The organism is Agrobacterium sp. OT33, assembly GCF_017313365.1.
Taxonomy (GTDB): Bacteria; Pseudomonadota; Alphaproteobacteria; order Rhizobiales; family Rhizobiaceae; genus Agrobacterium; species Agrobacterium rhizogenes_A.
Genome location: NZ_JAFLMZ010000008.1, coordinates 115,410 through 138,124, shown reverse-complemented (window position 1 = coordinate 138,124; position 22,715 = coordinate 115,410). Strand labels below are relative to the sequence as shown.

The window sequence follows — 22,715 nt, the reverse complement described above, 5'->3', positions numbered from 1 at the left end:
ATGACGATCAAACTTGCCCTCATCGGCGCAGGACGTATCGCAAAGGTACATGCCCGGGCGATTGCCGGCAGTGACGATGCCGAACTTGTGGCCGTTACGGACGCCCTGCCGGCCGCAGCGGAAGCTCTGGCGCAGGCCTCGGGAGCGAGGGCGGCGGATGTGGATGTCATCGCGGCGGATCAATCCATTGACGCGGTGCTGATCTGCACGCCGACCGATACCCATGCCGTCCTCATCGAAAAATTCGCGAGAGCCGGCAAGCACGTCTTCTGCGAAAAGCCTGTCGATCTCGATCTTGCCCGGGCCGAAGAGGTGGTCTCGATTGCCAGGGCGGCGGGCGTGACGCTGATGCTCGGTTTCAACCGCCGTTACGACCCGAATTTTGCCGGCGTGCGCGCCGCGATCGATGCCGGGCGCATTGGCGATGTCGAAATGGTGACGATCACTTCGCGCGATCCGGGGGCGCCGGACTTGTCCTATGCCGCGCGTTCGGGCGGCATTTTCCGTGACATGACGATCCATGATCTCGATATGGCGCGTTTCCTGCTCGGGGAAGAGCCGGTTGTGGTGTCTGCCCATGCTTCGGTTCTCGTCAAACCGGAGCTGAAGGACATAGGCGATTTCGACAGTGCCACCGTCATTCTCGAAACGGCGTCGGGGCGGCAGGCGGTCATCACCAATTCACGCCGCGCCACCTATGGTTATGACCAGCGGGTGGAAGTGCATGGTTCGCTCGGCGTCGCCCGTGCGGAAAACCACCATGAGAACACGGTCGTCATCGGCAATGCGGACGGTTATCGCAGCGCGCCGCTGCAGAACTTCTTCATGACGCGTTACACCGCGTCTTATGCCTGCGAGATCGCTGAGTTCATTGCTGCCCTCAAGGGAGGCAGGCAACCGGCTACCACCGGTGAGGACGGCGTGGTGGCCCTCAAACTTGCCAATGCCTGCGTGCAATCGGTGGAAACCGGAAAGCGCGTCGCGGTTTAAGACAAACCGCAGCAATTGCGTGGCGCGTCACAATCTGGCGCGCCGTGCTTCATATTTGCAAGCCGGAGGAGCGCCTGACAATCAGTTCCGGCGCGATCACGAGGTTGCGGATCGGTGCCGACGGTTCGTTAAGCCGCGTTGTCAGCGTTTCAACGGCGGCGGCAACCATGTCCGGCACCTTCTGGCGGATGGTGGTGAGCGAAATCGGTTCGGAAGCCGCCATGGGTATGTCGTCGAAGCCGACGACCGCCACCTCATCCGGCACCCGGAAGCCATGCCCGGCAAGCCGGCTGATGACGCCGAGCGCAATGAGGTCGTTGGCCGCGAAGATTGCGGTCGGGCGGTCCTTGCGGGCCATTAGCGCATCGGTTGCCGCGCTACCGGCGTCGACGTCGTACCGGCCTTCGGCGATGATGGGTTTCAGGCCATGCCGCTGCATCGTGTCGCGATAGGCGTTTGCGCGGCTGTTGGCGCCGGCGCCGGTGCCGCCGGTAATATGGGCGATGGCGCGATGGCCGAGCCCCAGCAGAAACTCCGTTGCCAGCCGGGCGCCGAGCGCATCATCCGAGCTTACGCTTTCCACCATCTCCTCCGCCAGGTTGCGGCCGATATAAACCGTCGGCAGCAGCTTGGAAACGGCGGCGATCTCTTCCCGCTCTCCCGGTGCGCCGATGAGGACGAGGCCGGCAATGCGCTGGTCGATGAAGGCGCGCAGCGTTGCGGCCGTGCCGGAGACGGCCAGCATGGCGAAATAACCGGCATCCCGCAGAGCTTTATCGCATTCGCGCGCCAGCATTGCTTCGTAAGGGTTGAGCACGTCACCGACAACAAGGCCTATCGAACGGCTCTGGCGGCTGGCCAGTGTCTGGGCGGCAAGGTTTGGCGTATAATTGAGGCTGGCGGCAGTAGTGAGGATATGGGCCTTCGTGTCGCTACGAACTCCGGGGTCGTTTCGCAGTGCGCGCGACGCCTGCGAGCGCGAAACACCGGCCGCCTTGGCGACATCTTCAAGCGTTACTCCGGGGCGGGCGGGAAAGTTGCTCATGCTTTCCTATAAAGAAGGCTGGTGGAAACTGGCAAGCGCCGGCGCTTTAATTTCGCGGCGCGGCCCCGGCAGGTGTCATTTGACGCCTGCGGACTGTTCGATGCAGAAGCGCAGGGTGGTTGCCGATGTGGCGACGGCTTCTAGCGGCGGCATGGAATAGTCCTCGTTCTCGATGCTGATGACGTCGTCATAACCGGCCTTGCGCAACGCCCTGATAATATCGAGCCAGCCATGCACGGCGGTGCCGTGGCCGAGCGAGACGAAATTCCAGGACCGGCCTTCGACCGGCATCACATGTTTGGTGTCGAGCAGGCCGTCGATCCGGGCGCGCAGTTCGATGCGCGAATCCTTGCCGTGGACGTGGTAGATGCACTCACCCAGCGCCTCGATGGCGGAAATCGGATCGCCGCCCATCCAGATCAGGTGGCTGGGGTCGAAATTGACGCCGACCGTTGGCCCGACCGCGTCGCGCAGGCGGAAGAAACTCTCGCTATTATAGACGCACTGGCGGCCGTGCTGCTCGACGCAGATCTTCAGGCCCTTTTGCCCGGCTGCTGCTGCGTATTTTCTCCAGAAGGGCAGAAGCCTTTCGCTCCATTGCCATTCCAGCATCTCCATGGCCTCGAGCGGCCAGGAGGAGGTGATCCAGTTCGGGTTCCGGTCCTCCGGCCCGCCGGCGGGAAGGCCGGACATCATGACGATCCGTTCGACGCCGAGCAGGACGGCAAGTTCCAGCGTGTCATAGGCAAGTTTGCTGTCGTCTACCCCGATCTTTCCCGGATGCAGCGGATTGCCCGAGCAATTGAGCGCCGATATTTCGAGGTTTCGCTCCTTCAGCATGCCCTTCAGGCGATCACGCGAAGCCGTATGGGCAAGCAGATCGGCGATATCCACATGCGGTGCGCTCGACCAGCCGCCAAGTCCGAATTCGACATGGGTGAGGCCAAGTTCTGCGATCTGGTCGAGGCAGGCGGGAAGCGGCAGCGCGCCGAAGCCGTCGGTATTGAGACCAATTTTCATCATTTGCTCCTTTGGCATCAGGCGGCGGCGTGCCTGACCTTTACGGGCCGGTTAGTATCTGCGCTCTGCTGGATCGCATCGAGGATTTCGCTCGCGCGCAGGCCGTCGAGGATGGAGCCGTTCGTCATCGGCCCGCCCCTGGCGATGGCGTCGAGGAATTCATGGATCATGAAACCGAAGACCTCGGCATAACCGATGGCGACGCCGTCATGCGGCACCGGCAGCAGCGCGGCGAAAGGCAGAGCCGGATGGTTGGCGACGATGGTGAAGGGCGACTGGCCAGAACCGTCGAAACGGGCGATCTCGTAATGCGCCGGCGTGCGGGAACTGTAGCGAACCGTGCCTTTCGTGCCGGTGATCGCAACTGTCAGGCTGTTGCCCATGCCCACGGCAACGCGGCTGGCAAGGAAGGTGCCCTGGCAACCATTTTCGAAACGCAGCAGGGCGGACATGACATCGTCATTGTCGACCGGCCGGCTTTCCGTGCTCAGCGCCACGTGATTATGACCGATACTGGCGCCGGCTGGGAGGAAGCGTTGCTTGATGGAAATGGTCGCTATTGCACCGGCGATCTCCTCGACTTCACCGCACAGGAAGCGGGCTATATCGACGGCATGGGTGCCGATATCGAGTAGCGCGCCCGGTCCGGCCCGGTCCCGTTCATAACGCCAGCTATGGGGCAGCTGCGTGTCGGCGGCATATTCGCTTTCATACTGGACAAGCGCATTGACCGGTTCGCCGATCTCGCCGTTCTGGATCAATTGCCGGATTGCCGCGATGGCGGGGATGCGGCGGTAGTTGAAGACGGTTGCGGAAACGGTGGAAGTCGTTTTCGACGCCTCATAGATACGGGCTGCCGTTTCCGCATCAAGCGCCAGCGGCTTTTCGCAGATGACGTGTTTGCCGGCCGCGAGTGCGGCCAGCGTGACCTCCGCATGCAGGAAATTCGGCAGGCAGATGCTGACGATGCCGATTTCCGGATCCGCAAGTGCGTCCTTCCAGTCTGAAGCGATGGTTTCGAAACCCCAGCTTGTCGCCATCTCGGCGGCAAGCTCGCCATTGGCGTCACAGATGGTCTTCAGGCGCAGGCCGGGGAGCCGGTCAGAGAGCCGGTCGATATTGACCCTGTAGCCGAAGGCGTGCGCAGCGCCGATCATGCCGGCGCCAATGACCGCAATTGCCGATCCTGTCATATGTTCCTCCCAGAGACGGATATGTGATCTGTCATTTTGATATGAGAGCGCTCCCATATTGTCAATATCGCTATGGTCTCCATCGGGGATGGGCTGGTTGTCGTTGGATTTCCCGTATTTTGCAGGGTTTTGTCTTTCTGCGCCAAGGCTAACGGCTTGGCCAGAAATTCTGGCGCGTGGGAAATAATTGTGATGGGATTCAATCAAGCCCTGCGGTGCGGACCCTTCATCACCATTATCGAGGTTGACAGATTGAGAGCGCTCCCATTATTGGTGACAACAAGGGTTGAGGAGCCCTTGGTCAACGTGGCGCCGCACGCCGGCGTATTGAGGAGGAAACGATGAAATCCCTACTGTCCGCACTGCTTTTGTCGTCCGCGCTTTTTACGACGGCGAATGCCACCAATATCGGCGTCGCAATGTCGAGTTTCGATGACAACTTCCTGACGATCCTGCGGCTTGCGATGCAGAGTTCGGCCGAGGGCAAGCCGGATGTTCAGCTGCAATTCGAGGATGCCCAGACCGATATCGGCAGGCAGCTCGATCAGGTCAATAATTTCGTCGCCCAGGGACTGGATGCGATCATCGTCAACCCGGTGGATGCCTCGGCGACCCAGCCGATCACGGCTGCCGCCGCTGCCGCCGGCATTCCGCTGATCTATGTGAACCGTCAACCGGTCGAAAAACTGCCGGAGAGCGGTGTCAGCTTCGTCGGCAGCGATGAATATCAGGCCGGCACCCTGCAGATGACCGAAGTGTGCCGCCTGCTCGGTGGCAAGGGCAAGGTCAATATCATCATGGGCGATCTTGCCTATGAGGCTGCCCGTGTCCGCACCAAGGCGGCCGAGGATGTGCTGAAGAAACCGGAATGCGCCGGTATCACGGTTGCCGACAAGCAGGCCGGCAAGTGGACCCGCATTTCAGGCGCCGACCTCGTTACCAACTGGCTGAGCGCCGGCCTCGACGTCAACGCGATCATCGCCAATAATGACGAGATGGCGCTTGGCGCGATACAGGCGCTGAAGGGTGTGAAAAAGCCGCTTGGCGCCGGCGAAGGCAAGATCGTGGTTGGCGGCATAGATGCAACGCAGGATGCGATGAAGGCCATGAAGGCGGATGAGCTCGCCGTCACCGTGTTTCAGGATGCGGCAGGGCAGGGCAAGGGTGCATTGGAAACCGCGCTCAAGATGATTGCCAGGGAGCCGGTCGAACAGAATGTCTGGATTCCGTTCGAACTGGTAACCCCCGCAAACCTGGCCACCTATGACAGCCGCAACTGATGCTCTAGGAGAATAGATGCATGGCGGCGGGGGCGCCGCCATGCAATGCCGCTTTGGTCAGATGTAGTGCAGCTGACGCTCGGCGACGGTGAGGGTGACGTGCTGGCCGGGCGGCGGGTAAAGCGCGTCCTGGGCGCTTGCATGTTCGACCTTGAGCGCCACGCCGGCCGCATCCAGCTGGTAACGGACCGTGGGGCCGACGATGCTGATGTCTTTCACCTCGGCGGTGAAGGCCACGCCAGTTCCGTCCGGCGCGTTGCCGATCGTGAAGGCGTGTGGCGGGATGATGCAGGTCCGCTCGAAGCGGTTGCCGGTGATGCGTGACATGTCTTCGGCGGTGATGATGTTGGCGTCACCAATGAAACCGGCGACGAATAGGTCGGCCGGCCGGTAATACAGCTCTTGCGGCGACGCGGTCTGGGCGATGCGGCCGGCATTCATCACCGATATGCGGTCGCCCAACGACAGGGCCTCGTCCTGATCATGGGTGACGAGGATGCTGGTGAGGCCGCTTTCACGCTGAATGCGTTTCAACTCGTCACGCAGGCGCTTGCGAATCTGGGCATCGAGTGCGGAAAGCGGTTCGTCCAGCAGAAGCAGCTTGGGTTCGAGCACCAGCGCACGGGCAAGCGCCACGCGCTGTTTCTGGCCGCCGGAAAGTTGATGCGGCCGCCGCTCGGCGCGATCGCTGAGGGAAACGGTTTCGAGCACGGCGCAGACCTTGTCGTCGATGGTCTTTTTTGCCAGCCGGCGCTGTTCCAGACCGAAAGCGAGGTTCTGCCGCACCGTCATATTGGGAAAAAGCGCATAGTGCTGGAACACCATGCCGATGCCGCGATCCTTCGGCGGCAGGGTATCGATGCGCCGGCCGTCCAGCGTGATCGATCCGGACGAGGGCGAAACGAGGCCGGCGATGGAGCGCAGCAATGTCGTCTTGCCGCAGCCGGACGGCCCCAGCAGCACATGCATTTCACCCGTGTCGATGCCAAGCTCGATAGCGTCGAGAACGGTAGCGTTGCCATAAATGGCGCTGATATTATGGATCGCGAGATGGGTCATGATGCACGCTCCGTTTCCCGGACCATCCGAAAGGCGATCAGGGTAAAGGCAAGGATGAGCAGGAAATAGAGAATGACAATGACGCTGGTGATGCGGCCGCTGAGGCTGCGCTGGGCGAACATGTACATTTGCAGCGTTTCGAAATTGCCGCCGACCAGCATCTTGGCGTAGACGAATTCGCTGAACAGCGTCGCGAAATTCAGCACGATGGCGACCGCGATGGACGGCAGGATGCTGGGCAGGACGACGCGTCGCAGAATGGCGAGGTCGCTCGCGCCGATCAGCCGGCCGGCATCCAGAAGCTCGTTGATGTCGAGGTTGCGCAGGCCGTTCTTCACGGCGATGTAAAACATCGAAAAGCAGAGCGGCACATAGGTCAGCACCAGCACCAGCGGTGAGCCGCCGATCTGCAGCGGCGGGGCGGAAAATATCCTGAGATAACCGACCACCAGAATGATGCCGGGTGCGGCATAGGGCAAGATCACCAGCCGGGCGAACCAGCGGTCAAGTGCGGGCCAGTAGATATGGGCGGAAACGACCGCCGGGACGATGATCAGGGTCGCGATCGTCAGGGCGGCTGCGGCAACCAGCGTGGAGCGCAGCAAAGCCGCATGGAAACGCGGGTCCGAGAGGATGGTGACGAAATTATCCGCCGTCAGCCCGGCCGGCAGCAGGGTTCCGGACCAGTCGGTCGCCACCGCATTCATCATCGTCGCCAGCAGTGGCGATATCATGATGAGCGCCATCAGCCACAGAAACAGGCTTGCGCCTTTGAAACCCTGCTGCGTCATCGGCGCTTTTCTCCCGCCAATATCTGGCTTGCGGTGATGGGCACGAGAAGCACGACCAGAAGGCATATGGCGATGGCATTGGCGAGATTGGGATCGGAGAAAATATCGCCGGATACCAGTTCGCTGATGCGGATGGTGACGACATTGATGCTCGTGCCGGTCAGAGCGAAGGTCGTCGCGAAAGTGCCCATGGCATTGGCAAAGAGCAGAATGGCGATTGCCAGCAACTGCCGTGCGACGGTGGGCAGGCCAACCCTCAGCCAGAACCGCAGCTTGCCGACGCCGATCAGCGCCGCCGCCTCTTCGATATCCTGACCCACGGCGGCGAGCGCCGGCGTGATCAGCAGTGTGGCCAGCGCCACCTGAAAATAACAATAGGCGATGATGAGCCCGGTAAAGGAATAGACGTTAAAATCGTCGATCAGCCCAAACTCCTTCAGCAAAAGCGTGAACATGCCGTTCAGCCCGAAGAGGAAAATCAGCGCCATGGCGAGCGGTACGCCGGCGAAGTTGGCGCCAATATTGGCGAAGGCCATGACGATGCGGCGGGTGCCGCCAGACCTTGCCCGCAGTGCCACCGCCACCAGAAAACCGAGAACGAGACCCGTTCCCGTGCTGATGAGCGAAATGATCGTCGTGGTCGCGAATGACTGAAGATAAAAGGCATCCGTGAGAATGGTGCGGTAATTGGCAAGTGACAGCGCACCGCCGGCGAAAAAGCTGTCAGTGATGACACTCGCCAGCGGCCAGAGGACAAGAATGGCGATAACGCCGAGAAACGGCGCTGCCAGCAGCCGCATTTTGCGGTTCTGCACGCTCATGCGGATAACAGCCCCTGCGGTACGGGCAGGCCATGATCGGCAATGGCGAGAAGCGTGCAGAGCAGTCCGGCAATATCCGTCTGTGCAAGCTTCGCATCCGCAGCCGGCGTAAAGGCCTCGCCGAATGTATAGAATGGCACCAGAGCCTCGGTCTCATGCGGCCCGCCGTGATTGCCGTCATCGCTCATGCCGTGATCGCTGGTGACGATGATGTTGTAACCCGCAGCGCGCCAGGCTGGCAGATACCGCGCCAGGAGATCGCCGGCGTTACGGGCGGCGTTGCGATATTCCCGCGAGCTGCCGCCGTGTTTGTGGCCTTCATTGTCGATATTCATCGGGTGGATCAGCAGGAAATCCGGGCCATGCCGGCGCAGCAGAACATCCGCATCGGCAAAGACATGGTCGTCCGGATAATGATCGGCCCAATAAAACGAGCCGTGATGAATGCCGCCATCGAAATTCTCGATATGGCGGAATTCCGGGGAGAAAGGCGCCTGATTATAAAGTTCGAAATACCAGTGATAGGCGGAGGCGGCGGTGGTGCGGCCGGCCGCACTTGCCAGCGAGAAGACATTGGGAAAGCGGGAGCGGCGAACCACGCCGTTGCTGGTGACACCATGAGCCACCGGCGGCAGTCCGGTCATCAGCGTTTCGTAAAGCGGCCGCGAAATCGACGGCAATTCGCTGCGTACGGCGTGGATACCGGCCTTTCCGGCCGTTACCAGACCTTCCATATATCCGAGGCAATCCCTTGCCGTCGCATATCTGAGGCCATCCAGCAGAATGAAGATCGTCTTGTGCATCGCTTTCGTCTCGCCTGTTTGTGGTTCGGTTTGCCCGAGCACTTTTTAGCACGTTCCGCGGACTCGTTGCCCGCGGAACAGTCGTTCGGTTTTCAGGCCGGTTGCCTGATTACATCTTCGGGGCGACGCTGGCGCGCCAGAGATTGACCAGCTTGCCGGCGGCCTGGGTCCAGACGGCGGCATTGATCGGGCGGGCCTTGGCATATTGTTCCGAAGGCAGCAGGCGTTCCTTCGCCTCGGCCGGCAGGGTGATGCGGTCGACGCGGATCGGACGGGCATAACCATTGGCCAGGTTGATCTGGCCGGCATCGCTGAGGATATATTCGCGCGCCAGCTTGGCGGCATTGGGCTGCTTGGAGAATTTGTTGATGATGGTGGCGTAACCGCTGGTGACCGAACCGTCAGAGGGGATGACGACCTTGAACTTCTCGCGGCCGACCACATCGCGGTAGTTGAGGGCGTTGAAGTCCCACATCGGCGCGACCTGGATTTCGCCCTTTTCCATCGTGGCGGGGTTTGCGCCATTGGCCAGCAGGCGGCCTTTTTCCGCAAGCTTGGCGAAGAGGTCGACGCCCGGCTGGAGGTTTTCCTCACCGCCGCCCATGGCGATGGCGGCAGCCAGCACGGCGGCATTGTCCTGTGCAGCGGAACCGACATTGCCGAGCGAGACCTTGTAGTCGCCCTTCAGCAGATCAGCCCAGGAAGCGGGCGGGTTCTTGACATCGGCGGAGATCAGGAAGGCGATGGTGCCGGTGTAACCGATGACCCAATGGCCGTCCTTGTCCTTGGCCCAGTCGGGGATCTGGTCCCAGGTCGTGGTCTTGTAGGGCTGGGTGACGCCGCGGGCGACAGCGATCGGGCCGAATTCGAGACCGACATCGCCGATATCAGCCGTCGCATTGGCGCCTTCATTGGCGAACTTGGCGATCTCCTCGCCGCTGCTCATGTCCGTATCGGCGTGTTTCAGGCCGTATTTTTCGGTCAGCTGGTTCCAGGTGTCCTTCCAGTTCGCCCACCCGTCCGGCATGCCGACGCTGTAGATGGCGCCTTCTTTGCGGGCGGCCGCTTCAAGGGCAGGAACGTCCTGTGCCTGGGCGGTGAGGGGAAGGGAAAAAACGGTGAGAAGGGAAAGGGAGAGGATGGAATTTTTCACGGGGCTTGCTCCTTGGTCTAGACCAGTTGCATGCTCATTATCGGTTCGCTATGACAGGCCAATGACGTTTTCGGCGCGGACATGACGCGCCCGTTATTTTTTAACGGCGATGGAATGAGGGCGGCGATGCCAGCCAGAGAAACGACAGGCGGCAACCGCGATATCGAAGCCGGCCGGCGCGGCGGGCTGGAACAGCAATTGCGCCGGGCCATTGCCGCAGGCGAGGTGGTGAAGCATGGCCGGCTTCTCTCCGAGAGACAATTGATCGCGAAATATGCCACCACGCGCATCACCCTGCGCGAGGCGCTTTTCCACCTCGAGATCGACGGCCTGATCTTTCGCGAAAGCCGGCGTGGCTGGTTCGTTTCCGGACCGCGCCTTATTTACAGCCCGCTGCACCGTTCCCACTTCCATCGCATGGCCGCGGAGCAGGGGCGCTCCGCCGAAACCCTGCTGGTGGAGGCCGAGGCCGCAGCGCTGCCCGAGGAGCTTGCGCCCCTCATGCGCTGTGCGCCGGGAACACCGTTCTGGCGCATCCGCAGAAAGCGCAGCATCGACGGCCGGCTGGTGCTTTTCGTCGAACACTATCTTTCGATGGAGATTTTCCCTGACATCGTGCAGCACGACCTCACCCGGTCACTCACGACGATCTATCAGGATACTTATGCCGTCACCTATGGTCCGGCCTATTTCGAAATCAATCCGGTGGCGTTGCAGGGATATCCGGCTCATCATCTTGGTTGTAGCGAAGGGGCTTACGGCCTGAAAATCACACGCGTCAATCAGGACCAGCATGGCCGCATCATCGATTGCGATCTCGAATATTGGCGCCATGACGCCATTTCGGTGCGAGTCGAAACCGGCCAGCCGGAGCAGCCGGCCGGCTGAAGCTCGAATATCTTCAGGATTGCGGCAGGAGCACGCCGACGGCGAATTCCTCGTCCGTCGCGACGTGGCCGATCTGCGTCTTGCGATATTCGCTGGGGCTGAAACCCCGCTCGGCCCGCAAGGTGCGCGAAAGATGCGGCGCGTCGCAAAAACCGGTGGCAAGCGCGATCTGGGTGATCGTGTCTTCCGTTTTGCGTAACAGGGAAAGCGCACGGTCCAGCCGCAGTTCGAGATAGACTTTCGATGGCGTCGCCTTCAGGTCACCGAGAAAACGCCTTTCGAGACTGCGACGGCCAAGACCGAGGTCGCGGGCAAGTTCGAGCACGGTTCTCGGCACTTCGATATTCTGCTGCATGCGCAGGATAGCCTTTTTGACCAGCGGGTCCGTGGCTCTGCGCGCGCTCTGCTGGCCGGGTTGGGGTTTTTCGCCGCTCAATGCGCTGTCGATCATCATGATGTTGAGGCTTTTGATGGCGGCGGACTGGCCGACATGGCGCTCCACCAGGAAGGCCGCCAGATGCGCGGAGCCGTGGCCGCCCGAACATGTCAGCCGGTCGCGATCGATAACGAAAATCTGGTCGGAGACCATCTGCACCGTGTCGAAACGGTCGAGAAAATCCTGATGGTGGAACCAGCTCACGCAGCAGCGATAACCATCGAGCAGGCCCGCTTCGTGCAGAATGAAAACGCCGGTGCAGAGCCCGATAATGGGAGTGCCGGCCGCCGCACGCTGTTTGAGGAACCGCAGCGCCTCCGGCGGCAGGGCGCTGTGATCGCTGATCAAGCCGCCGGCAACGACGATATAGTCGTAATGCCCGGCGTCGATCAGCCGCGTGTCGGGTTGCACCTTCACACCACAGCTCGATTGAACGCTGCCCATGGTTGCCGACAGCACCGACCATTCGCAGAGAATTGGGCGCGAGCGGTCGGCCTCGTCGGCGGCAAGGCGCAGCACATCGACGAAATTTGCGAAGGCCGACAATGTGAAACGGTCGGCAAGCAGAAAAGCGACGCTGAGGCGTTTCTTGGCACGGTGAGAGGTCATGGCGCAAATATTCATGCAAAGAGACGCGATTGTCCAGCCGCCGCAACGCAAATCTTCATAGCTTTTGCGACACGAGTTTTTTAACCATCGGGTCCGCTCATGACGCGTTTTAATGCTTTCAATCTTTTGAAGAACGCCCTGACCGGCCACAAGAACTGGGACGAGCAATGGCCCGACAGCCAGCCGAAGACAGAATATGACGTGGTCATCGTCGGCGCTGGCGGCCATGGTCTGGGTGCCGCCTATTATCTCGCCAGCCAGCACGGCATCACCAATGTCGCCGTCATCGACAAGGGCTGGCTCGGCGGCGGCAATACCGGCCGCAACACGACGATCATCCGCTCCAACTATCTCTATGACGAAAGCGCCCGGCTCTACGATCACGCTGTCGATCTGTGGGAGAATTTGAGCCAGGAGCTGAACTACAACGTCATGTATTCAAAGCGCGGCGTGCTGATGCTCGCCCATAACGTGCACGACGTGCAGAGCTTCAAGCGCCACATTCATTCCAACCGCTTGAACGGCGTCGACAATCGCTGGCTCACGACTGAGGAATGCAAGGAATATTGCCCGCCGCTCAGCATTTCCCCCAACGCCCGTTATCCGATCATGGGCGGCGCGTTGCAGGAGCGGGCCGGCACGGCGCGCCATGATGCGGTCGCCTGGGGTTATGCGCGCGGTGCCGCCGCCCGCGGTGTCGATATCATCCAGAACTGCCCCGTTACCGCCATTCGCCGCAATGCCGATGGCTCCGTCGCCGGTGTCGAAACGGCGCGTGGCTTCATCAAGGCAAAGAAGGTGGCAGTTTCCGCTGCCGGCCATACATCCGTCGTGATGGACACAGCCGGCGTGCGCCTGCCACTCGAAAGCTATCCGCTGCAGGCGCTGGTGTCGGAACCGATCAAGCCGATTTTCCCTTGCGTGGTCATGTCCAACGCGGTTCATGCCTATATCAGCCAGTCAGACAAGGGCGAGCTGGTGATTGGTTCGGGTACGGACCAGTATACCTCCTATTCGCAGCGCGGCGGCCTGCCGCTGATCGAGCATACGATTGCGGCCATCGTCGAAATCTTCCCGATCTTCAACCGCATGCGCATGCTGCGCAAATGGGGCGGCATTGTCGATGTGACACCGGATCGTTCGGCCATTCTCGGCAAGACCCCCGTGGCCGGTCTTTACGTCAATTGCGGTTGGGGCACGGGCGGTTTCAAGGCCACACCGGGCGCGGCGCACACCTTCGCCTGGACTATCGCCAAAAATGAACCGCACCCGATCAACGCGCCGTTCACGCTGGAACGTTTCCGTTCCGGCCGCCTGATCGACGAGGCCGCCGCCGCCGCCGTGGCGCATTAATTCACGCATTTTCCGGACGTAAAACCGCTTCGCACTTTTACTGGAAATGCTCTGAGGATACGACGATGCTTTTGATCCGCTGCCCCTATTGCAACGAAACATTGCCCGAAGCCGAATTCACCTATGCCGGGCAGGCCCATGTCGTCCGCGCCGCTGATCCGTCGTCGCAGAGTGATGAACAGTGGGAAGAATTCCTGTTCATCCGCGAAAACGTCAAAGGTCCGCATTTTGAGCGCTGGCGGCATCTGCATGGCTGCGGCCGCTTCTTTAATGCCGTGCGCGATACGGTGAGCGACCGGTTCCTTACGACCTATCGCGCGGGTGAGCCGCGTCCGGAGCTTTCTTCCCTGACCCGCGTGACCGCAAGTTCGGAGGTGTCGAAATGAATTCCTATCGCGTTTCCGGCCGTGGCCGTGTGGATGCCGCCCGCTCGGTAAGCTTTACCTTCGACGGCAAGACCTATCGCGGCGTGACGGGCGATACCGTCGCCTCGGCACTGTTGGCCAATGGCGTGCATCTTATGGGCCGCTCGTTCAAATACCACCGCCCGCGCGGCCCGGTTGCGGCGGGTTCCGAAGAGCCGAATGCGCTGATCGGCACCCGCCGTGGCGCCGGTCAGTTCGAGCCGAACACCCGCGCCACGGTGCAGGAAATATGGAACGGGCTGGAAACCACCTCGCAGAACAAATATCCGAGCCTGAAATTCGATATCGGCGCGGTCAACGACATGGCCTACATGCTGTTTTCGGCGGGCTTCTATTATAAGACCTTCATGTGGCCGAAGAGCTTTTGGAACAAGGTCTATGAACCCTTCATCCGTGCGGCGGCTGGTCTTGGCGTTTCGCCGACGGAGGAAGACCCCGACACCTATGCCTCGCGCAACCTGCATTGCGATGTACTGATCGTCGGCGCTGGTCCTGCCGGCCTTGCTGCGGCGCGTGCGGCGGCGGTCGATGGTCTGAAGGTCGTGCTGGTCGATGAAAATGCCGAGGCCGGCGGCACGCTGCTGTCCGAGCCGCAGGCGAAGATCGATGGCAAGCCCGCGTGGACCTGGCTTGCGGATGAGTTGAAGGCGCTGAAGGAGCGCGGCGTCAGGGTCATGACCCGCACGACGGCCATTGCCTATTACCACCAGAACATGATCGGCCTCTGCGAAAAGCTGACCGACCATCTGGAAACCGTACCGAAGGACATGCCCCGCGAACGCCTGTGGCGGGTCAGGGCACGTCAGGTGGTGCTGGCGCAGGGCGCGTTGGAAAAGCCGCTGGTCTTCCACGGCAACGACCGTCCGGGCGTGATGCTGGCAGGTGCTGCCCAGACCTATCTCAACCGCTATGGCGTGAAGGTCGGCAACAGCCCGGTGGTGGTGACGAGCCATGACAGCGCCTGGTACGCGGCTTTCGATCTTCACGGCGCGGGTGCACGCGTTCAGGCGATTATCGATACGCGCGCGACGGTGCGGGAAGAGCTGGTCAACGAGGCGCGTGCGCTCGGCATTCCGGTCAAGCTGTCGCATACGGTGACGGCGACCTCCGGGCGGCTGCGGGTCAAGTCGGTCCGCGTCAACCCGGTCAAGGGGGCAACGGTCGGCGCGGGACAGGAGATTGCCTGCGACGCGGTGCTGATGTCCGGCGGCTGGACGCCGTCGCTGCATCTCTTTTCCCATACGCAGGGCAAGCTCGCCTGGGATGACGAACGGACGACCTTCCTGCCTGCCCTCACCAATGAGGATTGCGTGATTGCCGGGGCCGGACGCGGGCTGTGGGGCATCGAGGCAGCGCTGAAGGACGGCGCGGAGCGCGGGCGTGAAGTCGCCACAGCACTCGGCAAGGCGGCCATTGCCGCCGGCCATGCGGTGGAACATGACCGCACCGGCAGCGGTGTGTCGCACACCGAACTGCCGAGCGACCGCGATGCCGGCAAGGCCAAGGCTTTCGTCGACTACCAGAACGATGTGACCGCCAAGGATTTGCGGCTTGCGGTGCGCGAGGGCATGCGCTCCATCGAGCACGTCAAGCGTTATACGACCAACGGCATGGCCACCGATCAGGGCAAGATGTCCAACATCAACGGCCTCAACATCGCGGCGGAAGCACTTGGCAAACCTCAGCCGCAGGTGGGCCTCACCACCTTCCGCCCGCCCTATACGCCGACGACCTTCGGAGCCTTCGCCGGTTATCATCGCGGCGCGCATTTCGAAGTGACACGCAAGACGCAGATCGATGGCTGGGCTGAGGAACATGGCGCGGTCTATGAACCTGTCGGCCAATGGCGTCGCGCCTGGTATTTCCCGAAGCCGGGCGAAGATATGGACGCAGCGGTCGGCCGTGAATGCCGGGCGGTGCGCCAGAGCGTGGGCATTTTCGATGCCTCGACGCTCGGCAAGATCGAGGTCGTCGGGCCGGATGCGGTCGAATTCATGAACCGCATGTATACCAATCCCTGGTCGAAGCTCGCGCCCGGCCGTTGCCGTTATGGCCTGCTGCTCGGCGATGACGGCTTCATCCGCGACGACGGCGTCATCGGCCGCATGACCGAAGACCGCTTCCACGTCACCACCACGACAGGCGGCGCGGCGAGGGTGCTGAACATGATGGAGGATTACCTCCAGACCGAATGGCCCGATCTCAATGTCTGGCTCACCTCCACCACCGAACAATGGTCCACAATCGCGCTGAACGGCCCGAATGCGGCCAAGCTGCTTGCGCCGCTGGTGGAAGGTGTGGAACTCACGGAAGAGGTCTTCCCGCATATGTCCTGCGTGGAATGCACCGTTGCCGGCATGCCGGCGCGCCTGTTCCGCGTGAGCTTCACCGGCGAGATCGGTTTCGAGGTCAATGTGCCGGCGCCGCTCGGCCGCAAGCTCTGGGAAATCCTGTGGGAGGCCGGCCAGCAATATGGCATCACCCCCTATGGCACCGAAACTATGCATGTTCTGCGCGCCGAAAAGGGTTACATCATCGTCGGGCAGGATACCGACGGCACGGTGACGCCCTATGATGCGGCGATGGGCTGGGCCGTGGGCAAGGCGAAGCCTGATTTCGTCGGCAAGCGCGGTCTTGCCCGCCCCGATCTCATCGCCAAGGGCCGCCGCCATCTCGTTGGCCTTCTGACGGAAGACCGCTCGAAGCTGGAGGAGGGGGCGCAGATCGTCTTTGATCCGAAACAGCCGATCCCGATGAAGATGGTGGGGCATGTGACCTCATCCTACCATTCGGATGCGGTCGGCCAGCCGATTGCGCTGGCGCTGGTCGAGGGTGGGCATGAGCGGATGGGCGAGACCGTCTATATCCCGATGCTGGACCGTACCATTGCTGCGAAAATCACCGGGATGGTGTTTGTCGATCCCGAAAACACCCGCCTGAAAATCTGATCCGGAGATGACAATGAACATGCGTGTTTCCTCCCCCATTTCCGGCACCTTGGCTGAAAGCAAGGCGGCGCGGGTCAGCATCCTGCCGGCGCAGGCGCGGCTGTCGCTGCGCGCCCGCGGTGATGTCGCGCCACTCGGCGCGGCACTTGGCCTGACCCTGCCCGAGCGGATAGGTGCCCGCGCCTCCGCTGGCGAAAGGCAGGCCGTGCGCCTTGGTCCCGATGAATGGACGATCATTGCCCCTGCCGGTGAAGTCGGCGAATTGATCGCGGCCTGCGCCGGCGTTTATGCCGGCCATCCGCACAGCCTCGTCGATATTTCCGGACGGGAAGTGACGTTGCTGATCGAGGGGCCGCGAGCCGCTGAACTTCTGACGCTTGGCTGCGCCCGCGATATCGACACAATTGCGGTGGGCGAGGCCCGCCGGACGATTTTCGACGGCGTGACCGTGGTGCTCTGGCGCGATGCGGAAGACCGTTTCCGAATGGATATATGGAACAGTTTCCTGCCGCATCTAGGCCATTTGCTTGAAACCGGCTGCAGGGAACTTGCCGCTGAAATCGCCTGAACTCGCCACGGTTTCAAAACTGTCCGAGTGCTGATCCATCAAGGGGGAGCAGGATTTTGACCATCTATGTCATGAAAGTCTCGTGCCCGGCGCGCAGCGGCATCGTTGCCGCCGTATCCGGATATCTCGCGCGGTCCGGCTGCAACATCAACGACAGTTCGCAATTCACCGATCAGGAGACCGGCCGTTTTTTCATGCGGCTAAGCTTCGTTTCGGAACAGGGGCTGGAGCGCGACGCCCTCTTTGAAGGCTTCGCACCGGTCGCCGCGGATTTCGACATGGATTACGATTTCCATGATCTCTCCCGCAAAACCAAGGTGGTGATCATGGTGTCGCGCTTTGGCCATTGCCTCAACGATCTGCTGTATCGCTCCCGCATTGGCGCCCTGCCGGTAAAGATCGTTGCGGTGATCTCCAACCATCTCGATTACCAGAAGCAGGTGGTGAACGAGGATATTCCCTTCCACCACATCCGTGTCACGCCACAGACGAAACCGGAGGCCGAAGCGGAAATCCTGCAGGTGGTGCAGGATACCGGTGCGGAACTCGTGGTTCTGGCGCGTTACATGCAGGTTCTGTCGGACCGGCTCTGTCAGGAAATGTCGGGGCGCATCATCAATATCCATCATTCCTTCCTGCCATCGTTCAAGGGCGCCAACCCTTACAAGCAGGCCTATGAGCGCGGAGTGCGGCTGATCGGCGCGACTGCCCATTACGTCACTGCCGATCTCGATGAGGGGCCGATCATCGAGCAGGATACAATCCGCGTGACCCATGCTCAGAGCGGCCTCGATTACGTCTCGCTTGGCCGCGATGTTGAAAGCCAGGTGCTTGCCCGCGCCATCCACGCCCATATTCACCACCGGGTCTTCCTCAACGGCAACAGAACCGTGGTGTTTCCCGCTTCGCCGGGGGAATATGTGTCCGAGCGCATGGGATAAGTGCAGCAGTGCGCGAGAGCGGGAGCTTTACTCTTCGGGCGGCGGCTCCATGTCGCCGCCCTGCTCCTCCTCCAGGCGCTTCGCGGACCGCGCGGCGGGATAGGCGCCTGTCATGCTGGCGAACTGAATGTCGTTTTCAGCAAATGCATCCTTCAACATCGAATAGGCCTTGCGCCGCACCACTGAGGATTGTCCGCCGGCGCGCAGCATCATGCCGAAGCCGAGCGTCATGCCATATTCGCCGAAGTGCTCGACACCCTTCAGCTTGACGGTCTCGATGAGGAACGGCCCGAATTCCGGATCCTCCTTCAGTGCCTTGCCGATCTCCTTGGTGATGGCTTTGACCTTGGCGATATCGGTATCGAAGGCAACGGTGACCATGAATTTGTCGATCGACCAGTCGCGGCTCATGTTTTCGACCGCGCCGAGCGACCCGAACGGCACGGTGAAGATCGGGCCGCGATGATGGCGCAGTTTGACCGAGCGGATGCTGAAGGATTCCACGGTGCCGCGATAGGAACCGCTCTGAATATATTCGCCGACACGGAAAGCGTCATCGATCATGTAAAACACGCCGCTGATGATATCTTTCACCAGCGTCTGTGAGCCGAAACCGATGGCGATGCCGAAAATGCCGGCGCTCGCCAGCAGCGGACCGATATTGACGCCGAGTTCCGAAAGCGCCGTCATGACGGCGACTGCGGCGATGATGATGCCGAGCATGTTGCGCAGGATCGGCAGAATGGTCAAAAGCCGGTCGTCCTGCGGCTGGCCGCCGGAGTGGCCGCTGATTGCGTCGCCGGCAGGGGCGCTCAATTCCAGCCGGCGGGCGATCATCGACTTGATGGCGATCCATATGAGATCGGCAAGCAGCAGGATGAGTGCGCCGTGCAGGACGCCGACGACGATGGAGGTGAGCAGGGCACCATCAGGCAGGGAATCCGGATGGGCGCGGACGAGGAAGATCAGCCAGACGATGGCCGTTCCGACGATGGCGAGCCGCATGCCGCGCTCGGCCAGAACGGGGCGAAGGTCGCTCTCACTGTAACCGCCAATATCGGTTGCGAGTTTCCGCGCGGCGATGCCGAGCGTCGAGGCAAGGCCCGGCAGGACAAGCGCATAAAGCCCGATCCAGAACAGCACGCCTGCGCCGGCAAGGCGCAATCCGAAGAGGATGATGAGGCAGAAGATCAGCGCGACATCGATCGCCCGCGTCCGTTCAGAACCCGGATCGCCGCCGGGCCGCCGCCATATCCAGAGGCCGGCGAGCAGAAACAGGAGGCCGACCAAGCCGGTGGACAACAGACCGAGCGTATCGCGCGGAACGCCGAGATTTTCGAGCGTCCTGAGCAACGCCCAGCAAAACCCGGCAAGCGTTGCAAGCCACGTCCAGCGGACGATCCAGAAATCACGCCGCGGGCTGGCTTCGCGGCCAACCACCTGCCGCAACAGGCCGGAAACGGCAAAAAGCACCGGCAGGAGAATACTCATCACAAGCCAGGGCAGCAGAACCGCGCTCAAAAGGGGCGGCCACTGGATGCTGAGGAACATGGCGGTTGCGACAAGGCCGTATCCGAAAAGGGGCAGGAGCCGCCTCGACACGACGGCCGAGGCATATTTGCCGATATCCCCGCTGTTTTTGCGGGATGCGTGCATGACGATGATGCGGTTGGTGATAACGCCGCCGGCAAGGCCCGCGCCGAACAGGACAAGCACATGCAGCAGGAAAATAACGGGACCATAGGCGCGGATCGCGTCGCCAAGCCTTCCTGATGCGGAGGCTATCTGCGAGGACATCGTCGGCAGGTCGGCCATGATGCGGGCAAGATGCTCGCGCCGCTTGCTCGCCCACTGGTCGAGATCGCTCAGCTGACTTGGTGATGCCGTTTGCGGAGGCGGCTCCGCGCCGGTTGTCGCAAGTTTCTGTGCCAGCAGGGCGCGAACGTCGTCCTGACCGAGAAGTTGCAGCAACTGGTCAACCTTTTCTTCCGTCGTCTGCCCGGGCGAGGCCGCCTTCACCGGTGGCTGTTCCTGCGCGGAAAGGCCGGTCGCTCCGAGCGCGACGAGCGCGATGGCGATAGCTGCAATCCGTCTGAAAAGGCAGTGAAGGGTGGTCATCCGGCTCTCCCGCACCAGCCGGGAAGATGCCGTGCTTCGTGCGAGCGCGCCAGTTCCACGGCTTTTTCTATCGTCTCTTCAAAGGAATGGCGCAGGTCTTTGCCGCTCACCCGGCGGCGGAAAAAATCCGCCCAGAGAAATTCGGTGAAAGGCGCTTCGATCTTGGCGAAACCGCCGGCATCGCGAACCGCGCCGGCCAGCGAGCGGAAAGGGTCGTCCTCGAGATCGACGATCCGTTTTGGCAACTCATCGATGGGACAACGCTTGCCGTCCGCGTTGAAGGGGTAAACAAGACTGCGATGATCCATCACCGACCAGAACTCCTGCCGGCCGAGATGGGAGAGATCGGCAACGATGCTGGTCAGGACATGTTTCACGCCCTCGTCATGCAAAGCCAGCGCAAGATGATGATGGTCGACCAGATAGAGGCGCTGCTTGTAGCCGATGACGACGGGCACCATGTGGTGGCCGAGAAAATCCGGTCCTTTTTCATCGCGGATGGCGGCCCATTGTTTGCGCTTGTTTTCCACCTCACGCAGGCCGACCGTCATCTGGGTCGGTCTGAGCGCGGTGATTTCAATCGGTCTGAGGTGGGGTTCAAGAGGCTGTGGCATGGCTGTTCTCCCGGCCCATGGCCGTGGTTACGGCATCATCGACGCTGAAACTGCTGTGCGCCACCAGATTGTCTCCGCCACCGGCGAGCAGCAGGTCCCGGACATGGTCGTGCATGCGGGCATAATAGACCGTGGTGCCGCCACGCTGCATCGCCGTATCGAATTCCAGCAGCGCATCGAGCGCGGTGGAATCCAGTTCGAAACTTTCCTCGAGACTGATGATCGCGACATGCAGTTCCGGCCTTGCGGCGATACGTTTGGTGACGGCGGCAAGGATCGGCTCGGCATTGCCGAAAAACAGCGGCTGCGCCGGGCGCAAAATGATCATGCCGGATATGTCCTTCGCATCCGGGTGGCGTTCCATGTCAACGAAATCGTGGCTGTCGCCCAGCCTTCCGAGATGCATCACGTGTGGCAGGGAAAGCCGGCGGACAAAGACCGCGAAGGACAGCGCCACGGCAACGAGCATGCCGTTCAGAACGCCGAATGCCAGCACGCTGGCGGCGGCGGCAAGCGCCAGCCAGGCGTCGTTGCCAAGCCGCCACAGGCGGATGATCGGCGTCGGATCGAGCGCGTGCAGAAGGGCTACGGCGATGACGGCTGCCAGCACCGCCTGTGGAATGTAGGCGAACCAGCCGGAGGCGAGCAGGCTGAAGATTGCAAGGCCGATTGCGGCGATGGCCGAGGCGAACCGGCTCTGCGGCCCGACCGCCTCGCTTGCCGCACCGGCGGAAAAACCGGCGCCGACCGGCATGCCCTGCACGGCGGCGCTGGCGATATTGGCAAACCCGAAGGCCCGCAATTCGCGATTGGAATCGACGCTCTCGCCATGGCGCAGCGAGAAGCTGCGGATCGTGCCCCAGGATTCCGCAAAGAGAATGAGGACCAACGGCGGCGCGAAGCGCGCGACATGCGCGACGTCATCGAGCGACACCGAAAGCGGGCCGGCCCATATTCCGGCGAGATCGATGGGGCCGACAATGGCGACGCCGCGGCTTTGAAGATCGAGCAAGATAGAGGCGGCAATACCTGCCACGATGACGACAAGGCTGCCGGGGATGGCCGGGCGCCTGCGCAGGAATAGGAGCAGCGCAAGCGCGGTAAGGCCGACGGCGATGCTTTCGGGGCTCCAGTCCCGCGGATGGGACAGGATCTGCAAAAGGATCGCCAGAGGTTCCCCGGTCGCTTCCTTTATTCCAAAAAGGCTCGGTAATTGCTTGATCGTGATCAGGATGGCAAGGCCGAACGCAAAACCCCGCAATACCGGGCGTGAGATTACGCTCGACAGCGCGCCGAGCCGCGTGGCGGCCGCCAGGAGAAACAGGATGCCCACCAGCGCGACAGAAATGGCAACAAGCAGCATCTTCTGCGCGGGGGTGACGGAGAGCGTGGCCAGCATGGCCGCCAGGATCGCGGCGGAGGACGATGTGGGTGACACCACCGCAAACCGGCTCTGGCCAAAAACGGCATAGACGACGCAGCCCATGATGGCCGCGAGAATGGCGTGCTGGGCCGGAACGCCGGCAATTCCCGAATAGGCGATGGCTTCCGGCAGCATCAGGCCGGCGATCGACAATCCAGCAATTACATCACGCCGGCTCAATGTCACGGACATGGGGTTTCGACCGCATCGGCGCCACTGGAGGCGATAGAAGTTTCA

At 61.6% G+C, this 22,715-nt stretch carries 20 protein-coding genes; 8 read left to right on the top strand and 12 right to left on the bottom strand.

Translation table 11 applies throughout. The annotated features are described in order from the left end of the window. On the top strand, nucleotides 1–990 hold the full coding sequence (iolG, locus tag JZX88_RS19195) for an inositol 2-dehydrogenase (RefSeq protein ID WP_206914461.1): 990 nt from the start codon (nucleotides 1–3) through the stop codon (nucleotides 988–990). A 49-nt stretch (nucleotides 991–1,039) separates the two neighbouring features. Here iolG and JZX88_RS19190 read toward each other — a convergent pair whose 3' ends face one another. From JZX88_RS19190 to JZX88_RS19180, 3 genes are all read right to left on the bottom strand, one after another. Then, complete coding sequence (locus JZX88_RS19190) at nucleotides 1,040–2,035, bottom strand: LacI family DNA-binding transcriptional regulator (protein WP_110758725.1); 996 nt, start codon at nucleotides 2,033–2,035, stop codon at nucleotides 1,040–1,042. Between the two features lie 75 nt (nucleotides 2,036–2,110). Beyond that, nucleotides 2,111–3,055, bottom strand: a complete 945-nt coding sequence (locus JZX88_RS19185; protein WP_206914460.1) for a sugar phosphate isomerase/epimerase — start codon at nucleotides 3,053–3,055, stop codon at nucleotides 2,111–2,113. 17 nt (nucleotides 3,056–3,072) lie between these two features. After that, the gene (locus JZX88_RS19180) at nucleotides 3,073–4,248 is read right to left on the bottom strand and encodes a Gfo/Idh/MocA family protein (RefSeq protein WP_206914459.1); all 1,176 of its coding nucleotides are present in this window, start codon (nucleotides 4,246–4,248) and stop codon (nucleotides 3,073–3,075) included. Between the two features lie 341 nt (nucleotides 4,249–4,589). Between JZX88_RS19180 and JZX88_RS19175 the strand changes: the two genes are divergently transcribed. Continuing rightward, complete coding sequence (locus tag JZX88_RS19175) at nucleotides 4,590–5,528, top strand: sugar ABC transporter substrate-binding protein (protein WP_206914458.1); 939 nt, start codon at nucleotides 4,590–4,592, stop codon at nucleotides 5,526–5,528. Nucleotides 5,529–5,585: 57 nt separating this feature from the next. Here the strand turns inward: JZX88_RS19175 and JZX88_RS19170 are convergent, their stop codons facing one another. The 5 genes from JZX88_RS19170 to JZX88_RS19150 form a co-directional block, all read right to left on the bottom strand. Next, nucleotides 5,586–6,587 (bottom strand): ABC transporter ATP-binding protein, encoded by a 1,002-nt coding sequence (locus JZX88_RS19170; protein ID WP_206914457.1) that lies wholly within the window; start codon nucleotides 6,585–6,587, stop codon nucleotides 5,586–5,588. Further along, entirely contained in the window at nucleotides 6,584–7,378 is a 795-nt protein-coding gene (locus JZX88_RS19165; protein WP_142858940.1) for an ABC transporter permease, read from the bottom strand. Before JZX88_RS19165 ends, JZX88_RS19170 begins: the two co-directional genes overlap by 4 nt. Continuing rightward, entirely contained in the window at nucleotides 7,375–8,199 is an 825-nt protein-coding gene (locus JZX88_RS19160) for an ABC transporter permease subunit (RefSeq protein WP_206914456.1), read from the bottom strand. The genes JZX88_RS19165 and JZX88_RS19160 overlap by 4 nt, the downstream gene beginning before the upstream one ends. Beyond that, nucleotides 8,196–9,002, bottom strand: coding sequence for an alkaline phosphatase family protein (locus JZX88_RS19155; RefSeq protein ID WP_206914455.1), 807 nt, complete (start codon nucleotides 9,000–9,002; stop codon nucleotides 8,196–8,198). Before JZX88_RS19155 ends, JZX88_RS19160 begins: the two co-directional genes overlap by 4 nt. Before the next feature lie 109 nt (nucleotides 9,003–9,111). Further along, the gene (locus tag JZX88_RS19150; RefSeq protein WP_065117798.1) at nucleotides 9,112–10,155 is read right to left on the bottom strand and encodes an ABC transporter substrate-binding protein; all 1,044 of its coding nucleotides are present in this window, start codon (nucleotides 10,153–10,155) and stop codon (nucleotides 9,112–9,114) included. Nucleotides 10,156–10,281: 126 nt separating this feature from the next. Between JZX88_RS19150 and JZX88_RS19145 the strand changes: the two genes are divergently transcribed. Next, on the top strand, nucleotides 10,282–11,043 hold the full coding sequence (locus tag JZX88_RS19145; RefSeq protein WP_116979302.1) for a UTRA domain-containing protein: 762 nt from the start codon (nucleotides 10,282–10,284) through the stop codon (nucleotides 11,041–11,043). Nucleotides 11,044–11,056: 13 nt separating this feature from the next. On the opposite strand, the gene JZX88_RS19140 is transcribed toward JZX88_RS19145, so the two are convergent. After that, nucleotides 11,057–12,103, bottom strand: a complete 1,047-nt coding sequence (locus JZX88_RS19140; protein ID WP_065117797.1) for a GlxA family transcriptional regulator — start codon at nucleotides 12,101–12,103, stop codon at nucleotides 11,057–11,059. An 84-nt stretch (nucleotides 12,104–12,187) separates the two neighbouring features. Here JZX88_RS19140 and JZX88_RS19135 point away from each other — a divergent pair, with 84 nt between their 5' ends. The 5 genes from JZX88_RS19135 (at nucleotide 12,188) to purU (ending at nucleotide 18,323) form a co-directional block, all read left to right on the top strand. Next, entirely contained in the window at nucleotides 12,188–13,441 is a 1,254-nt protein-coding gene (locus tag JZX88_RS19135; protein ID WP_206914454.1) for a sarcosine oxidase subunit beta family protein, read from the top strand. A 65-nt stretch (nucleotides 13,442–13,506) separates the two neighbouring features. Beyond that, nucleotides 13,507–13,827 (top strand): sarcosine oxidase subunit delta, encoded by a 321-nt coding sequence (locus tag JZX88_RS19130; protein WP_110758709.1) that lies wholly within the window; start codon nucleotides 13,507–13,509, stop codon nucleotides 13,825–13,827. Continuing rightward, on the top strand, nucleotides 13,824–16,814 hold the full coding sequence (locus JZX88_RS19125) for a sarcosine oxidase subunit alpha (protein WP_206914453.1): 2,991 nt from the start codon (nucleotides 13,824–13,826) through the stop codon (nucleotides 16,812–16,814). Before JZX88_RS19130 ends, JZX88_RS19125 begins: the two co-directional genes overlap by 4 nt. A 13-nt stretch (nucleotides 16,815–16,827) precedes the next feature. Beyond that, nucleotides 16,828–17,382: a sarcosine oxidase subunit gamma family protein gene (gene soxG, locus JZX88_RS19120; protein WP_206914452.1), complete on the top strand. Its 555-nt coding sequence runs from the start codon at nucleotides 16,828–16,830 to the stop codon at nucleotides 17,380–17,382. A gap of 56 nt (nucleotides 17,383–17,438) precedes the next feature. Then, entirely contained in the window at nucleotides 17,439–18,323 is an 885-nt protein-coding gene (gene purU / locus JZX88_RS19115; protein ID WP_116979301.1) for a formyltetrahydrofolate deformylase, read from the top strand. Between the two features lie 27 nt (nucleotides 18,324–18,350). On the opposite strand, the gene JZX88_RS19110 is transcribed toward purU, so the two are convergent. Genes JZX88_RS19110 through JZX88_RS19100 form a run of 3 tightly spaced genes read right to left on the bottom strand, consistent with a single transcriptional unit; the run spans nucleotide 18,351 to nucleotide 22,670 of the window. Next, nucleotides 18,351–20,441, bottom strand: coding sequence for a mechanosensitive ion channel domain-containing protein (locus tag JZX88_RS19110; RefSeq protein WP_206914451.1), 2,091 nt, complete (start codon nucleotides 20,439–20,441; stop codon nucleotides 18,351–18,353). After that, nucleotides 20,438–21,055 (bottom strand): ParB-like protein, encoded by a 618-nt coding sequence (locus tag JZX88_RS19105; protein ID WP_206914450.1) that lies wholly within the window; start codon nucleotides 21,053–21,055, stop codon nucleotides 20,438–20,440. Before JZX88_RS19105 ends, JZX88_RS19110 begins: the two co-directional genes overlap by 4 nt. Beyond that, complete coding sequence (locus JZX88_RS19100; protein ID WP_206914449.1) at nucleotides 21,039–22,670, bottom strand: SulP family inorganic anion transporter; 1,632 nt, start codon at nucleotides 22,668–22,670, stop codon at nucleotides 21,039–21,041. Before JZX88_RS19100 ends, JZX88_RS19105 begins: the two co-directional genes overlap by 17 nt. Between the last annotated feature and the right edge of the window lie 45 nt (nucleotides 22,671–22,715).

Excerpts from the sequence above, each read along its gene's own strand:
- iolG (WP_206914461.1), top strand. The coding sequence starts at position 1 with ATGACGATCAAACTTGCCCTCATCGGCGCAGGACGTATCGCAAAGGTA.
- JZX88_RS19190 (WP_110758725.1), bottom strand. The coding sequence starts at position 2,035 with ATGAGCAACTTTCCCGCCCGCCCCGGAGTAACGCTTGAAGATGTCGCC.
- JZX88_RS19185 (WP_206914460.1), bottom strand. The coding sequence starts at position 3,055 with ATGAAAATTGGTCTCAATACCGACGGCTTCGGCGCGCTGCCGCTTCCC.
- JZX88_RS19180 (WP_206914459.1), bottom strand. The coding sequence starts at position 4,248 with ATGACAGGATCGGCAATTGCGGTCATTGGCGCCGGCATGATCGGCGCT.
- JZX88_RS19175 (WP_206914458.1), top strand. The coding sequence starts at position 4,590 with ATGAAATCCCTACTGTCCGCACTGCTTTTGTCGTCCGCGCTTTTTACG.
- JZX88_RS19170 (WP_206914457.1), bottom strand. The coding sequence starts at position 6,587 with ATGACCCATCTCGCGATCCATAATATCAGCGCCATTTATGGCAACGCT.
- JZX88_RS19165 (WP_142858940.1), bottom strand. The coding sequence starts at position 7,378 with ATGACGCAGCAGGGTTTCAAAGGCGCAAGCCTGTTTCTGTGGCTGATG.
- JZX88_RS19160 (WP_206914456.1), bottom strand. The coding sequence starts at position 8,199 with ATGAGCGTGCAGAACCGCAAAATGCGGCTGCTGGCAGCGCCGTTTCTC.
- JZX88_RS19155 (WP_206914455.1), bottom strand. The coding sequence starts at position 9,002 with ATGCACAAGACGATCTTCATTCTGCTGGATGGCCTCAGATATGCGACG.
- JZX88_RS19145 (WP_116979302.1), top strand. The coding sequence starts at position 10,282 with ATGCCAGCCAGAGAAACGACAGGCGGCAACCGCGATATCGAAGCCGGC.
- JZX88_RS19140 (WP_065117797.1), bottom strand. The coding sequence starts at position 12,103 with ATGAATATTTGCGCCATGACCTCTCACCGTGCCAAGAAACGCCTCAGC.
- JZX88_RS19135 (WP_206914454.1), top strand. The coding sequence starts at position 12,188 with ATGACGCGTTTTAATGCTTTCAATCTTTTGAAGAACGCCCTGACCGGC.
- JZX88_RS19130 (WP_110758709.1), top strand. The coding sequence starts at position 13,507 with ATGCTTTTGATCCGCTGCCCCTATTGCAACGAAACATTGCCCGAAGCC.
- JZX88_RS19125 (WP_206914453.1), top strand. The coding sequence starts at position 13,824 with ATGAATTCCTATCGCGTTTCCGGCCGTGGCCGTGTGGATGCCGCCCGC.
- soxG (WP_206914452.1), top strand. The coding sequence starts at position 16,828 with ATGAACATGCGTGTTTCCTCCCCCATTTCCGGCACCTTGGCTGAAAGC.
- JZX88_RS19110 (WP_206914451.1), bottom strand. The coding sequence starts at position 20,441 with ATGACCACCCTTCACTGCCTTTTCAGACGGATTGCAGCTATCGCCATC.
- JZX88_RS19105 (WP_206914450.1), bottom strand. The coding sequence starts at position 21,055 with ATGCCACAGCCTCTTGAACCCCACCTCAGACCGATTGAAATCACCGCG.
- JZX88_RS19100 (WP_206914449.1), bottom strand. The coding sequence starts at position 22,670 with ATGTCCGTGACATTGAGCCGGCGTGATGTAATTGCTGGATTGTCGATC.